This is a genomic window from Hydrogenophaga sp. GW101-3F08, assembly GCF_059424585.1.
Genome location: NZ_JBWKZP010000005.1, coordinates 330,674 through 344,665 on the forward strand (window position 1 = coordinate 330,674; position 13,992 = coordinate 344,665).

The 13,992-nt window shown below is 65.0% G+C and carries 10 protein-coding genes; 1 reads left to right on the plus strand and 9 read right to left on the minus strand.

Annotated elements, in window-relative coordinates:
* Positions 1 to 46 precede the first annotated feature (46 nt).
* Positions 47 to 751, minus strand: a complete 705-nt coding sequence (locus AC07YZ_RS15560) for a PIN domain-containing protein (RefSeq protein WP_494795386.1) — start codon at positions 749 to 751, stop codon at positions 47 to 49.
* The gene (locus tag AC07YZ_RS15565) at positions 748 to 1,410 is read right to left on the minus strand and encodes a DUF1889 family protein (protein WP_494795387.1); all 663 of its coding nucleotides are present in this window, start codon (positions 1,408 to 1,410) and stop codon (positions 748 to 750) included. The genes AC07YZ_RS15560 and AC07YZ_RS15565 overlap by 4 nt, the downstream gene beginning before the upstream one ends.
* 375 nt (positions 1,411 to 1,785) lie before the next feature.
* Here AC07YZ_RS15565 and AC07YZ_RS15570 point away from each other — a divergent pair, with 375 nt between their 5' ends.
* A complete protein-coding gene (locus tag AC07YZ_RS15570; protein WP_494795388.1) occupies positions 1,786 to 3,954 on the plus strand; it encodes an SEC-C metal-binding domain-containing protein in 2,169 nt (722 codons plus the stop codon).
* A 255-nt stretch (positions 3,955 to 4,209) separates the two neighbouring features.
* Here AC07YZ_RS15570 and AC07YZ_RS15575 read toward each other — a convergent pair whose 3' ends face one another.
* The 7 genes from AC07YZ_RS15575 to metG form a co-directional block, all read right to left on the minus strand.
* The gene (locus AC07YZ_RS15575; RefSeq protein WP_494795389.1) at positions 4,210 to 4,959 is read right to left on the minus strand and encodes an NADH-quinone oxidoreductase subunit B family protein; all 750 of its coding nucleotides are present in this window, start codon (positions 4,957 to 4,959) and stop codon (positions 4,210 to 4,212) included.
* Between the two features lie 8 nt (positions 4,960 to 4,967).
* Positions 4,968 to 6,479, minus strand: a complete 1,512-nt coding sequence (locus AC07YZ_RS15580; RefSeq protein ID WP_494795390.1) for a hydrogenase large subunit — start codon at positions 6,477 to 6,479, stop codon at positions 4,968 to 4,970.
* A 4-nt stretch (positions 6,480 to 6,483) separates the two neighbouring features.
* Entirely contained in the window at positions 6,484 to 7,974 is a 1,491-nt protein-coding gene (locus AC07YZ_RS15585) for a complex I subunit 5 family protein (protein WP_494795391.1), read from the minus strand.
* Positions 7,971 to 8,579 (minus strand): hypothetical protein, encoded by a 609-nt coding sequence (locus tag AC07YZ_RS15590; RefSeq protein WP_494795392.1) that lies wholly within the window; start codon positions 8,577 to 8,579, stop codon positions 7,971 to 7,973. Before AC07YZ_RS15590 ends, AC07YZ_RS15585 begins: the two co-directional genes overlap by 4 nt.
* Positions 8,576 to 9,505, minus strand: coding sequence for a respiratory chain complex I subunit 1 family protein (locus AC07YZ_RS15595; protein WP_494795393.1), 930 nt, complete (start codon positions 9,503 to 9,505; stop codon positions 8,576 to 8,578). The genes AC07YZ_RS15590 and AC07YZ_RS15595 overlap by 4 nt, the downstream gene beginning before the upstream one ends.
* On the minus strand, positions 9,502 to 11,508 hold the full coding sequence (locus AC07YZ_RS15600) for a proton-conducting transporter transmembrane domain-containing protein (RefSeq protein WP_494795394.1): 2,007 nt from the start codon (positions 11,506 to 11,508) through the stop codon (positions 9,502 to 9,504). The genes AC07YZ_RS15595 and AC07YZ_RS15600 overlap by 4 nt, the downstream gene beginning before the upstream one ends.
* 411 nt (positions 11,509 to 11,919) lie before the next feature.
* Positions 11,920 to 13,974: a methionine--tRNA ligase gene (gene metG, locus AC07YZ_RS15605; protein ID WP_494795395.1), complete on the minus strand. Its 2,055-nt coding sequence runs from the start codon at positions 13,972 to 13,974 to the stop codon at positions 11,920 to 11,922.
* Positions 13,975 to 13,992 lie beyond the last annotated feature (18 nt).

Genomic DNA, 13,992 nt, shown 5'->3' on the forward strand with positions numbered 1-13,992 from the left:
GTCTATCGATGCCCATGATTCACCCAGCTTATGCGATCTGACCCAGCTACAGCCCGAGGAAGTGTTTCGCAGCACCAAAATTTGGAGCGTACTCCATGCCCACGGCGCGGAGGTCTGCGGCGATGTCGAGCTGAAGATGCGTGGTGTTTGGTGCGTGGTATTCCTTCGTGTTTGACGATGCGAAGACTATCGGGGCCGTCAGGCCAGCAGCACGCAGCTGGCTTGTTGCCTCGATGTAGGCCTCGACGATCACGCAGTCCTTCATCGACTCCTTGCCTTTGCGGGCCGGCGTGCGCGGCGCGTTGACGCGCCTGAAGGCACGGCTGGCAACGTCGTCGTTGTGCGGCACCGGCCGCGCGACGTTTTTCCAGCGATCGAGCACTGTCCTGGCCCGGCTCACATGACCTGAAATGTGCTGTACCTGCAACGAACCAAGGGAACCGTAAGCCACGGCCACGTCGTGGATGCGTTGGATTTGCGCTTGGAACTTCGAGAGACCGTTCAGAGCCTCCAGCTCGACGCCCGCGACATGGGAGGCGAGTTCGAGGGAGACCTGCTCGGCCATGAGAACGATAAGGCCGGCACCCGTTTCGGCCGCTGCGAGCAAGGCGAGCCCAGCGAGTGCATCACTGGGCGTCACAGTCTCGCGGGTGATGTCGCGAATAACATCAAGCACCGTGCACGTGTCGACGCAAAGCACAGGGGCGCTCAGCGCTGCCAGACTTGCGATATCGCTGGAGCTCAAGCTCATGGGCGCGACTGGTCGTACTGCTCCAGCAGCCCGAGCGCGAACTCGTAGTCGATAGCGAGTTCCTGCGCCTTTTCGGCCGACCATTGCTCGACTTCGACAAGCCATCGCGCCAGTTGGTCGGCGTCCAGTCGTTGGGCGCTCCTATAAGCGGCGATCAGGAACGCGTACCAGCGCTCCCTGTCCATCGGATGGGCCGCTCCGGTAGATTTGTTGGCCAAGTGCGAGAAGCGCCTCAAGGCGGCCGCCTGATCGGCCGACAGCCAGTCGTCCAGGGACTGGCTAGCCGAAGTCAGTTCGATCTCGAACCCCCCAGTTTGGGCGGCAGGGCGCGCGACCCGCTCCACGAAGTCCTGCAGGATCGCGTTGTACCGGGTGATGCCGAGCTCGCCGACATGGCGCGGCACGATGTTGGAGACGCGGTAGCCGTCGGCCTCCTGCCAGAGGACCAGGGCGGATTCATCGATGTCGTCGAACGCTGTTCGCACGAGAACGATCACGTCCTCGTCATCGTTGGCGCCCTGTCTGATGTCATCTTCGCGTTCGGGATCATGCCCCCACGGTGCCCGGATCCTATCCAGGATGCTGTCCCGGATTGAGTTGAGGGCCGAGGAGCTTTTCAGGTGCAGGTTCTGGAATATCTCGATGCTTTTCTCTGCCATGTGCATGGGTCCAATTGGAAGGTGTTGCAGTCCAAGAATACATTGAAGGGCCCGGTATCAGGAATAGGAGCTGCCGCAGCCAAGCGGCATACTGCTAATGTTGATTCTTACCTGTCGGGCCGACAAGGGGGCTGGCTCCCGAAACTGCTGTGCATCCGAAACTGTGAGATCACAGTGTGGTCGTGGCTGGCAGCAACCGCTGCAAGGCTGGGCTTGGAACTTCGAAGATTGCTTCAGTCTGATGGCTGTCAGCCCTACGACGGCTCAACGATGGTCTTTGCCAGAACCTGTCGTGTAATGAGCTGTGCCGACCCGCTGAAAATTAATCGTTGGTCGCGCCGGTGATCCACGAACTTGTCTATCGGAGGAGGAGCCATGGAGAAACCACGAGAAGAATCCCAAATTTTTGAGGAGCTGGCCACGCTAGCTGGATCGCCTGGATACGTTCATGCAATCGCACACATCTGTCATCGCGACAACGTCATTCACATCAAGGGCAAGCTGAAGCCGTCCGACATGGACCGATTGTTCAGTAGCGAGCGCCTTATTCGGACGGAATTGACGACGCTGATTGGCCTGATGGTGAAGAAACCGTTAGACCTGTCGCAGCAACCGACTGATGTGGTTGAGAGCTACGTCAAGTGCACCGATGCTCTTTTGCAGGAACTGCACAACTCCATGTCCTACCCGTTGTTCGCGTCCATGTTTGAGGCCGTGAAGGTGGGCGCCATGCCGCCAAATCCATGGCTCGGCCCGGGAATGCGAGAACCTATCTTCTACGGCACCGAATCAGCCTATGCCTTCCAGTACAGGGACCTCGTGCCCGAAAAGTACGGGGCCGATGACGCATGGATGCTCCAGAACAAAGGCTTCACATCCGGCCAGGCGCGGACCATCGCAAGGACGATGTGCACCTTGATGGACGAGAAGGGGACGCGGCTCCTCGCTGATACCCGAACGGCCAACACTCCTCCCGAGACTTGGTTGCCCGCATTTGAGTTCTCGCTGAATGAGGTGACGCGTCATAGCGGTGTTGAGAAAGATGTAGTCGAAGCCTTCTTCCGCGCGTTCCTCTTTGGAGGGAGCAACTCGGGGTTCAAGGAGGTGGGTGACTTCAACGAGGTCGCCGCTCGGCCGCTGCTACCCACCGACCGTGGGACTGTGCTTCTCTTCTCGCACTATGCCATTTGCGAGGCGCTATACGAATCACCGTTCTTTTGGATGTGGGATGACAAGGCTTACCGCCCGACAGCCGCCAAGCATCGCGGCGCCTTTACCGAACAGTTCGCTGCGCGTCGGTTGGCCGGAGTCTTCGGCCGCGAGCACGTCTATACGAATGTGAACCTGCATCGTGGCAAAGACATTGTGGGAGAGGCGGATGTTCTGGTGATCTACGGAGACCGGCTAATCATTGTGCAGGCGAAGGCTAAGAAGCTGACCATCGCTGCGCGCAAGGGGAACGATAACCAGCTAAAAGCCGACTTCGCTGCTGCCATCCAAGATTCGTATGACCAAGGCTGGACATGCGCGAACGAGTTGCTTTCCGGCGGATGTCGGCTGGTGGACGACAACAAGATAGAAGTCGAGCTTCCACTCAACATCAAAGAGGTTTTCCTGTTCAGTCTTGTGTCCGAACACTATCCGGCGCTGGCCTTTCAGGCAAGCCAGTCGCTGAAGTTCCAGACCACCGATGTCATCCGACCTCCGTTCGTGATGGACGTGTTCCTTCTCGACACGTTGACGGAGATGCTGGCGACACCGTTGCGACTGCTTGGCTATGTGAAATTGCGCGTGACCGTCTCGGACAAGCTGATGAGCGGGCACGAGTTGACCGTGCTCGGCTACCACCTTAAGCAGAACCTCTGGCTAGAGGAGAAGCACGATCTCGTCATGCTTGAGGACTCTATCGCACGGGACCTGGACACGGCGATGATGGTTCGCAGGGACAACCAGCCTGGCGACGACACGCCAGCGGGCATCCTCACGAAGATGCGCGGCACCCGCTACGAGAGCCTCATCAAAGAGATCGAAGACAGGGCAGACCCGGCAACTCTCGAACTTGGTTTCCACTTGCTTTCAATGGACGAAGATTCGTGCAGAAACGTCCATCGCGTACTCGAAATCGTGACGAAGAAATCGCAAGTCGACGGCAAGCGAAACGACATTACGCTTGCCTCGAGCACACCACCTTGCGGGGTCAGCTTCCATTGCAATCCAACGCCATCTATAGAGGCGATTGCCGTCTTAGAGACCCACTGTGCCAAACGCAAGTACCAGCAGCGTGCCGCGCAGTGGTTTGGAGTCTCTGTGAGCCCGGCTGGGCAAGTCCAGTTCGGCGTCACGTTGAGCTTTCCGTGGGAAACCTCTGACGAAATGGAACGGCTTACAGCCGACATGAAGCCGGCATCGAAAGTGCGCGATGCTCTTCCCCAATATTCGCGCGAAGTCAGCCGAATGAAACTCGGTCGGAACGACCCGTGCCCCTGTGGCAGCGGGCTCAAGTACAAGAAGTGCTGTTTAAGGGAGTGCGGCGCATTTGTCTAGGTTTTGCGCCGTAGCTTCACAACAGACGACGACTCACCCGCTGTATCTCTGCAACACCGCAGAACCGGTCGGTTGACCGGCTTCACCCAGTGCATGTCAAGGGTCGTGATATGACTGACACCGTGAGTTTGAGGTTCGAGACTAATTGACGGCACTCGCTGCCCACTTGACTTGCGCATGCACCGCGTGGCCGACTGCAATGTGTCTAAACCGAACTTGACCCCGTCGCCTGAAGTCCCCCGACCCGAATAAACACTATCCCGCAATCCCCAGCAAATCCATGATGCCGGAGATGAAGGTCAGGGGATGCGTCGGGCAGCCTGGCAGGTAGAGCGAGGGGGTCACCTTTTCCAGGAAGCTGCGGTCCAGTGCCTCGCTGTCGGCGAACACGCCGCCCGAGATCGCGCAGGCGCCCATGGCGATCACCAGTTTCGGCTCGGGGATCGCGTCCCAGCAGATCTCCAGCGCCTGCGCCATGTTGCGGGTGATGGGGCCTGTGAGCACGAGGCCGTCGGCGTGGCGCGGCGAGGCCACGATGTCGATGCCGTAGCGGCCCAGGTCAAAGTTCACGTTGCCGGTGGCATTGAGCTCCATCTCGCAGCCATTGCAGCCGCCAGCGGACACCGAGCGCAGCTTGAGCGAGCGGCCGAAACGCTGGTGCAGCGCGGCCGACACCTGCACCGGGTCGATGTGGGCGCGCGCCGCCGTGACCACCAGCCCCTCGCGCCGGGTGCTGGCGAGCTTCACGTCGTTGTTGAAGCTCAGCTTGCCGCCGGGGCAGGCGGGTTCGCAGTCGCCGCACAGCACGCAGCGGCCCAGGTCGATGCGCACGGGCGCGAGCTCGATGGCGTGGCTGGGGCAGATGCTCTGGCAGGCCCGGCAGCTGTCGGCGCAGGCGGTGTCGGCAATCAGGGGTTTGCCCCGGAATCCGGCCGGCACGGCGCCGCGCAGATCGGCGATGTACTGCGTGCCCTGGGAGCGGCGCACGGCGATGGTTTTCAGCATGGTGAGGCTCACAGATCGTTGCCGCAGTACGAGAGGTCAAAGCTCTTGTTGCAGATGGGGAAGTCCGAGATGCCGTTGTCGCGCACGGCCAGCGCCAGGCCAAACCAGTTGGCCAGCGACGGGTCTTGCACCTGGTGGTGCAGCAGGCCGCCGGAGTCCGAGGTTTCAATGGCCTGCAGTACCGGGCCGCGGGTGCCTTCGACCAGGCTCACGCACAAGGTCCGGGCGGCCAGCGCGGCGTTCTCCCCTTCGGGTGCCGCGGGTGCGAGCGCGGCGGCTTGTTCGCCCGGAGCGCGGGCCAGTGCCTCCAGCAGCCAGGTCACCGACGCATCGATTTCCCGCATGCGCAGCTCCATGCGCGCCCAGCAGTCGCCAGCGGGGCTGGTCACGGTTGCAATGGGGGCGTGTTCGTAGGCGCCCGGCAGCCGCTCGCGCAGGTCCAGCGCCACGCCGCTGGCGCGCGCCACCACGCCGGCGAGGCCCATGTCCAGCGCCGCCTGCGGGCTGAGCACGCCGGTTCCGACAAAGCGGGCTTTGACGCTGCGTGCGCTGCGCATCAGCCCATTGACTTCGTGGATGTCGCGGGCGAAGCCTTGCAAGGTCTTGCGCAGGTCGTCGCGCAGTTCGGTGGGCAGCGAGCGGGCCCAGCCGGGGCGCAGCCAGCCGCGCCCGAAGCGGTTGCCGCAGACGCGCTGGCTGGCGTTGATGATGGCGGTGCGCAGGCGGCCGTAGGTGGCCGCGGCCTGCAGGTAGGCGATGTCGGTCGCCAGCCCGTTGAGTGTGGCCACGTGCATGGCGATGCGTTCCATTTCGAGCCCGACCGCACGCGACAGCGCGGTGTCGGCGCTCACCGGCCGGCCCGAAAGGGCTTCCATGGCCTGGCAGTGGGCCCAGGCGTAGGCCACCGCGGAGTCGCCGGCGATCGACTCGATGATGGGGGTCAGGCTCCAGGCCGGGCGGCGCAGCAGCAGGGCCTGGGCGCCGCGGTGCTGGTAGCCGAGCTGGATTTCGAGGTGGATGACGCGTTCGCCGTGGCACATGAAGCGAAAGTGCCCGGGTTCGATCACGCTGGCGTGGATGGGGCCGACGCCCACTTCATGGACCTCGTTGCCGCGCACGGTGAAGAAGGGGTAGTCGGCCATGTGCTGCTGGCGTTCGCCCTCGAAGCGCACCGGCTTGAGCCAGGGGTGGCCCTCGGGCACCACGCCGGTCTGTTCCCACAGCTCGCGCTCGTGGATCTGCGCGGCCGGGTGGCTGGTGCTCAGGCTGGGGTAGCGCTCGCCCCGGCGGGCCTGGCCGCGCACCACGCACAGCGCGCCCTCGGGGGGCAGGAACACCGCGGTGAGCACCCAGTCGCCGGTGTCGGCCAGGGTCGCCGCTCGGCCGAACAGGCTCAGCAGGCGCTCGCCTTGTTGCAGGCGCTGCAGGCAGAGGGCAGCGAAGTCGTTCAGCGGCAGGGGCTGCAGCGCCTGGCCGGAAAACAGCGCGCAGGGCGAGGGTTTGGGAATGGTGAGGGACACGGTCTCAGCCTTCAATCGATTGAGCCACCGCCTGGAGCAGCTCCGTGAACACGTCGGGGGTGTAGGTGCCCAGCATGATCAGCACGGTCACGAAGCCGATCTTGGGCAGGGCGGTGATCCACGACTCCTGAACGCTCGGCCGCTCGCCGTGGGAGGCGCCCCACAGCATGGGAAACACGGCGCGGCCGGTGGCCACGAAGATGATGGTCAGCATCACGCACATCAGGGAAAACGCCATCAGGTTGCCGGCCTGCACGATGCCCGAGAGGATCAGCATCTCGGCCAGGAAGCTGGCGAAAGGCGGGAAGCCCAGCAGCACGAAAATGCCCACGCCGAACAGCGCACCGGAGAACGGCATGACGCGGATCACGCCGCTCAGGGGCGCCACGTCGTTCGTCCCGTACACCGAGCGCAGGCGCCCAGCGGTCAGGAACAGCAGGCACTTCACGAACGCGTTGCTGACCACGTACAGCACCACACCGTAGGCGGCCGCCTTGCCCACCGACAGCCCGAGCGCGATCACGCCCGAGGAGCTCACGCAGGCGTAGGCGATCAGGCGTTTGTAGTTGCGCGCGGCCATGACCTGGATGGCCGCCACGATCAGCGACAGATAACCCATCACCAGCAGCTCCTGCGAGACGAAGCCGGACTCGAAGCCCTGAAAGATCTGCAGGATCCGGAACACGGCCACCACGCTCACGTTGAACTGCACCGCCGCTAGCAGGGCGCTGGTGCTGGTGGGGGCACCCTCGTAGGTCTCCGGCAGCCAGCTGTACAAAGGCGCCAGCCCGAGCTTGCCACCCAGACCAAACAGCATCAGGGCCAGGCCCAGGCGCTGCCAGCCGTCGGGCTGGTGCGTGAGCGACAGGCTGAGTTGGTCCACGGCAAAGCTGATGTCCACGCCGCGCAGGTGCGCCGACTGCGCCAGGCACATGAAGCCGACGAAGGTGATGGACAGCGTCATGGCCGAGTACAGCAGGTAGCGCCACGCCACGCCTTTGGGCGACGGCGCATCGCCCCGGGCCACCAGCGGGGCAGCGCACAGGGTGCTGACCTCGATCAGGGTCCACATCAGCACCAGGTGGTTGGACAACACCCCCAGGTTGACCACCAGCACGAAGAGCAGCATCAGCCCCGCACGGGAGCGGATGTCGCGCTGCAGGGCGGGGGTGGTGCGCTCGCGCGAGTACAGGTAGACGCCGATGCCCAGGAACACGGTGTTGATCACCAGCACGAACAGCATCGAGGTCGGGTCGAGCACGAAATGGCGCTCGACCAGGTACAACGGCAGCTCGGCCAGCGGAACGGCGATGAACACGCCCACGCTGGCGAGCCACATCAGCGCGGCCACCAGCACCAGGGCTGGGGCCACCCAGCGTGTGCGGGCGCGCGCGTCGGGGGCGGCGTGGTCGGGGCCCTGAGGCAGCGTGGGGGCCGTCATGGGCGTTCCTTCGCCTGGCGAGCTGGCTTGGGAACGGCTTGGCGCGGTGTTCATGCGATCTCCTTGTCCGTCGCGGGCGGCGCCGTGGTGCTGGCCTGGCCGCGCACCAGCCAACTGCCTACCGCCACCGTGAGCACATACAGACCGCTGACGGCCAGGTGCACCGTCAGGGGCCAGGGTTCGGCCATCAGCGACTCGAACAGCGCCATGGCGTTTTCCATGAACAGCAGGGCCACCAGTTGCGCGGCCGGTTCGCGGTTGGTGCCCAGCACCAGAAAAGCCATCATGGCGGTGGCGGCCACGGTGCCCAGCGTCATGGCGCGCAGGTCGACCCGCGCGCCGTCGCCGAACTTGAACGCCAGGATGACCAGGGTGATGGCCACGCCCCAGGTGAAGAGGTTGGACGGCATGACGTCGCTTTGTGCGGCGCGTGGGTCCGTCAAGGCGCGGCGCAGCAGGGTCGGCACCAGCCAGGCGCGCACCAGCAGGATCTCCAGGCCCGCGGCCAGCGCGTGGGCCGACAGCTCGTGGTGCTGGGTCAGGGTGATCCAGCCCAGCGCCAGGGCCTGCAGGCTCAGCCACAGGGGGGCCGCGCCGACTTTGCCAAAGAAGACCGGAACCACGGTCGCCACCAGACACAGCATCAGCGGCAGGTTCATGGCTGAAGCCCTCCCAGGCCCACGGCCAGCATGCTCAGCAGCGCCGCGCCCGAGGCCAGCAGGGCGTAGCGCGGCACCGCGCGCATGGGCAGGCGGGCCATCAGCGATTCAAAACACCCCACCACCACCGCCACCGCCAGCATCAGCAGCACGGCCACCGCGATCGCCAGCGCGGGCTCCGTCAGCGGGTTGAAGGGGTTGAGCAGGGCGGCGATCAGGCCGGCGTACAGCGTCATCTTGAGCGCCGCGGCGTACTGCATGGCGGCCAGGTCGGGGCCGCTGTGGTCCAGCACCATCACCTCGTGGATCATGGTCAGCTCCAGGTGGGTCAATGGGTCGTCCACCGGCACCCGGGCCGCCTCCAGCTGCAGCAGGATCATCAACGCCACCACCAGGGGCAGGACCATCCACAGGTAGTGCGGGGTGGTGTGCAGGTGGCCCATCAGGTCGGCGAAGCTGCTCATGCCGGTGGCCGCGCCGACGCTGCCGATCAGCAGGAACAGCGCGGGCTCGGCCAGCGTCGAGAACGAGGCCTCGCGCGCCGCCCCCATGCCCTCGAAGGAACTGCCCACGTCCATGGCCGACACCATCAGGGCGATGCGCGCCAGCCCCAGCGTGTAGGCCAGCGCCACGAAGTCGTGGGAAAACTGCAGCGGCGCGAACGATCCGAGCAAGGGCACCATGCTCATGGCCAGCAGGCTGCACACGAGAACCACATAGGGCCCGACCCGGAACAGCGGGCTGGCCACGGTACTGACCACCGGGCGTTTGCCCAGCAATCGCCGCAGGTCGTGGGCGGACTGCAGCAGGCGCGGGCCCTTGCGGCCCGCCCACCACGACTTGGTGCGGTTGACCACGCCCACCAGCGCTATCGGCAGTGTCAGCGCCAGCACGGCGTGGACCAGTGTCAGGTGGGTTGGATTCATGGCAAGGCTCCATCGGCCAGCACCACCAGCGAGGCGATGACCAGCAGCGCGACCAGCGCGGCCGCGAACGCCAGCCGAGGGTCGTCTTCGTGCATCAGGCGGGACATCTCGGACGCCGACTCGTCGCCGTGGCCGATCACGTTGTAGAGGCGGTGCTCCACCGCGTCCACGCAGTTGGTGATGACGTAGCTGTCGGTGGGAAAGTAGGTATCGGGGGGCTTCTGCCGCTTGAGCAGCAGCATGACGCTGTGGAACGGCTGGGCAAAGTCGGTCGAAAAAGCGCTGCCGGTGTATTGCATGCGGGTGTTGGGCGCCCCGTAGCCGCAGCCCCAGGTGCTGCCCAGGCGCGGGCCAGGGCGCAGCAGCAGCCAGCTCAGGGCCAGCACCAGCAGGATCGCGCCGAGCAGGGCCACGGAGACCAGGCCCACCCGGTCAAGCGTGTGCGCCACATCCCGCAGCGCCTGTTCGGCCTCGGCTGTGGGCAGGGCGTTCAGGAACAGGGCCGTGGGCGCGGCCACCATGGCAAAACCCCAGGCCGGCACCAGCCCGAGCAACACCGTGCCGACCGCGTGCAGGCCCATGGGCGCGAGCATCCAGGCGCTGGGCTCGTGCGCCGGGGGCAGGCTGTCGTCGCGCGCCTGGCCCAGGAAGGTGACGCCGAACGCCCGCGTGATGCTCAGCGCGGAGACCGCACCCACAAAGGCCAGCGCGGCGGCCACCAGCGCCAGGGCCAGCTTGGCCCACAGCGACACGTCGGTGTGGGTGAACAGGCCCGAGTAGATGGCGAACTCGCTGACGAATCCGTTGAACGGGGGCAACGCCGAGATGGCGATGCCGCCCACCAGGAAACACAGCGCGGTGATCGGCATCAGGCGAAACAGACCCCCGAGCCGCTCGATGTCCACCACGTGCTTGATCTGGTAGACGCAGCCCGCGGCGTAGAACAGCTGGCACTTGAAGAACGCATGGTTGAGCACATGCAGCAGGCCGCCGCCAAAACCCAGCGCCACCAGCATCGGCTGGTCCCAGCTCAGCCCGAGGCAGCCCAGGCCGAAGCCGATGCCGGCAATGCCCACGTTTTCGGTGGACGAATAGCCCAGCAGGCGCTTGAGGTCCCGTTGCCCCACGGTGTACAGCCCGCCGATGACGGCCGAGGTGGCGGAGAAGGCGATCAGGAACCAGCCCATCCACTCATCGGGCTTGCCCGAGATCATCAGAAAGTGCACCAGCGCGTACAGGCCGGCTTTGTGGATCACACCGGACATCAGCGCGGACACATGGGCGGGCGCCGCCGCGTGTGCGCGCGGCAGCCAGGAGTGGAACGGGAAAAAGGCCGACTTCAGGCCGAAGCTGATGACGAGCAGGACGAACACCAGGTTGCGCACGGCGCCAGGGTTCTCGCTCATCCAGCGACCGTAGTCGTCGAGAAACCAGGAGTGGGTGTGGGTGTAGAGGATCATCACCGCGGCCACCAGGAAGATCAGCCCGATGTGGGTGGAGACCAGGTAGTTGAAGCCGGCGAAGCGCACCTTCTGGTTGCCGTGGTCCCAGATCACCAGCAACCAGGCCGACAGCGCGGCGATCTCCCAGCCCATCAGGAACGTGACCGCGTGTTCGCCCGTGTAGACCAGGATGAACGAGAGCGAAATCATGTTCAGCAGGCCGAAGTGCACCCCCATGTGGCGCGGGCTGTCGACATACTGGCGCAGGTAGCCGACGGCGTAGACGCTGCCCAGCAGCGTCATGGGCAGGGACCAGCTGAGAAAGAAGGCGCCCAGCGCGTTGAGTCGGAAGTGCAGGGAGCCCAGCGGGTAGCTCCAGGGCATCTCCGTGGTGATCGGAGGGCCGCCCAGCAGAATCGGCACCACCGTCATCAGCACCAGCACGGTGGCGATCAGCTGCGACCCCAGGCCCAGGCCCGCGCGCAGCCGATTGCTCGCGGGCAGCAGACACAGCGCACCCCCCAGCATCAGTGTCAGTACCGCTGCGATCAGGTGGTTCATGACGGGACCTTTGGTCGTTGAACAGGAAAGGAGAGGGGGCCGAACGGTTCAGATACGCCACATGCCCGGGCAGCGTACCAGGGGTTGGGGCCGGCAAACGGTGGGGGCATCGGGCCCGGGTCTGCCAGCGGCTGCCTGCCGGGCAGAAGGGCATGCCCCCGAGTTCGCTGCGGGCAGCAACCCGGTGGGGTCGCGCCGCTTCAAGCGCGGCGCTGTGGGAGGCAGGGGAGTGTTCGAGCCGCGGGCCGTGGAGGGGCGACGGCGTCCTTCAGCGACCCGTGGGTGGGCCGCAGTGGTGCAGGCGCATGCCGAACCGCTTGCGGCGCGAAGGCGCGCCGTGGGTGGGCTTGATGCTGTGCGGTCTGTGCATGCGCGAGCTGGGTGGGATGGGTGTGTTCTGGCGCGGAGGGCTCAGCGCACCCGCATGCCCGGCGTGGCGCCCGGCCAGGGGTTGAGGATGTGGATACCGGGTTCGGCGTTTTCGTCGGCGTGGCTGGCGGCCAGCACCATGCCTTCGCTGACGCCGAACTTCATCTTGCGCGGCGCCAGGTTGGCCACCATCACGGTGAGCTTGCCCACCAGGTCTTCGGGGCGGTAGGCGCTGGCGATGCCGCTGAAGACGTTGCGCGTCTTGCCCTCGCCCACGTCGAGCGTGAGGCGCAGCAGTTTGGTGGAGCCTTCCACGGCTTCGCAATTCACGATCTGAGCGATGCGCAGGTCGATTTTGGCGAAGTCGTCGATGGAGATGGTGTCGGCGATCGGTTCGCCGCCAGGCACCACGGCCGGGGCGGCCGGTGCGGGCGGCGGTTCAAACAGCGCGTCGAGCTGCTTCACGTCCACGCGCTGCATCAGGTGCTGGTAGATACCGATGGCATGGCCCGCGCCCAGCAGGCGCCGTGCGTCGCCGAAGCCCAGGGGCGTGGTGTTCAGGAAGGCCTCCACGTTGGCGGCCAGCGCCGGCAGCACCGGCTTGAGGTAGAGCGTGAGCAGGCGGAAGGCTTCGATGCAGGTGGTGCAGACATCGTGCAACCGGCCTTCCATGCCTTCCTTCTTGGCCAGTTCCCAGGGCTTGTTCTGGTCCACGTAGGCGTTGACCCGGTCGGCCAGCAGCATGATCTCGCGCAGCGCCTTGCCGTATTCGCGCTCGGCGTAGAGCTCGGTGATGGACGGAGCCGCGGTCTGCAGGTGGTCGAGCAGGCTGTCGCCGTCGGCCGAGACCACGCCGAGCCGGCCGCCAAAGCGTTTGGTGATGAAGCCGGCCGCGCGCGAGGCGATGTTGATGTATTTGCCGATCAGGTCGCTGTTGACCCGGGCCATGAAGTCTTCGGGATTGAAGTCCACGTCTTCGTTCTTGCCGCTGAGCTTGGCCGCGAGGTAGTAGCGCAGCCACTCGGGGTTCATGCCGAGTTCCAGGTATTTGAGCGGGTTCAGGCCGGTGCCCCGGCTCTTGCTCATCTTTTCGCCGTTGTTGATGGTGAGGAAGCCGTGCACGAACACCGCGTTGGGCACCTTGCGGCCGCTGAACTTGAGCATCGCCGGCCAGAACAGGGTGTGGAAGGTGATGATGTCCTTGCCGATGAAGTGGTACTGCTCGGTGGACGGGTCGGCCATGAAGGCGTCGTAATCGCGGCCGGTCTTGCCGAAGTAGTTCTTCAGCGAGGCCAGGTAGCCGATCGGCGCGTCCAGCCAGACGTAGAAGTATTTGCCCGGCGCGTCCGGGATTTCGATGCCGAAGTAGGGCGCGTCGCGGCTGATGTCCCAGTCGCCCATCTTGGGCTTGCCGTCTTCGCCGGGCTCGATCCACTCGGCGATCTTGTTCAGCACCTCGGGCTGCACGGCACCGCTCTGCGTCCACTGGTCCAGGAAGGCCAGGCAACGCGGGTCGGACAGCTTAAAGAAGAAGTGTTCCGAGTTCTTCAGCACCGGTGTGGCGCCGGACAGGGCCGAATACGGGTTCTTGAGTTCGGTGGGCGCGTAGACGGCACCGCAGTTTTCGCAGTTGTCGCCGTACTGGTCCTTGGTGCCGCATTTCGGGCACTCGCCCTTGATGAAGCGGTCGGGCAGGAACATGTTTTTCTCGGGGTCGAAAAACTGTTCGATGGTGCGGGTGTCGATCAGGCCGTTGGCCTTGAGGGCGCGGTAAATGTCCTGGGCCAGTGCGTGGTTCTCGGGCGCGTCGGTGCTGTGCCAGTTGTCGAAACCGATGTGGAAACCGTCCAGGTAGGGTTTGCGGCCGGCGGCGATGTCGGCCACGAACTGCTGCGGCGTCTTGCCCGCCTTGTCGGCTGCGATCATGATGGGCGCGCCGTGCGCGTCGTCGGCGCAGACGAAATGCACCTCGTGGCCCTGCATGCGCTGGTACCGCACCCAGATGTCCGCCTGGATGTATTCCATGATGTGGCCGATGTGGAAATGGCCGTTGGCGTAGGGCAGGGCGGTGGTGACGAACAGGCGTCGCTGGCTCATGGGAGGTACTTTCTGTCG

Coding starts and splice junctions, on each gene's coding strand:
- AC07YZ_RS15560 (WP_494795386.1), bottom strand. CDS start 751: ATGAGCTTGAGCTCCAGCGATATCGCAAGTCTGGCAGCGCTGAGCGCC.
- AC07YZ_RS15565 (WP_494795387.1), bottom strand. CDS start 1,410: ATGGCAGAGAAAAGCATCGAGATATTCCAGAACCTGCACCTGAAAAGC.
- AC07YZ_RS15570 (WP_494795388.1), top strand. CDS start 1,786: ATGGAGAAACCACGAGAAGAATCCCAAATTTTTGAGGAGCTGGCCACG.
- AC07YZ_RS15575 (WP_494795389.1), bottom strand. CDS start 4,959: ATGCTGAAAACCATCGCCGTGCGCCGCTCCCAGGGCACGCAGTACATC.
- AC07YZ_RS15585 (WP_494795391.1), bottom strand. CDS start 7,974: ATGAACACCGCGCCAAGCCGTTCCCAAGCCAGCTCGCCAGGCGAAGGA.
- AC07YZ_RS15590 (WP_494795392.1), bottom strand. CDS start 8,579: ATGAACCTGCCGCTGATGCTGTGTCTGGTGGCGACCGTGGTTCCGGTC.
- AC07YZ_RS15595 (WP_494795393.1), bottom strand. CDS start 9,505: ATGAATCCAACCCACCTGACACTGGTCCACGCCGTGCTGGCGCTGACA.
- AC07YZ_RS15600 (WP_494795394.1), bottom strand. CDS start 11,508: ATGAACCACCTGATCGCAGCGGTACTGACACTGATGCTGGGGGGTGCG.
- metG (WP_494795395.1), bottom strand. CDS start 13,974: ATGAGCCAGCGACGCCTGTTCGTCACCACCGCCCTGCCCTACGCCAAC.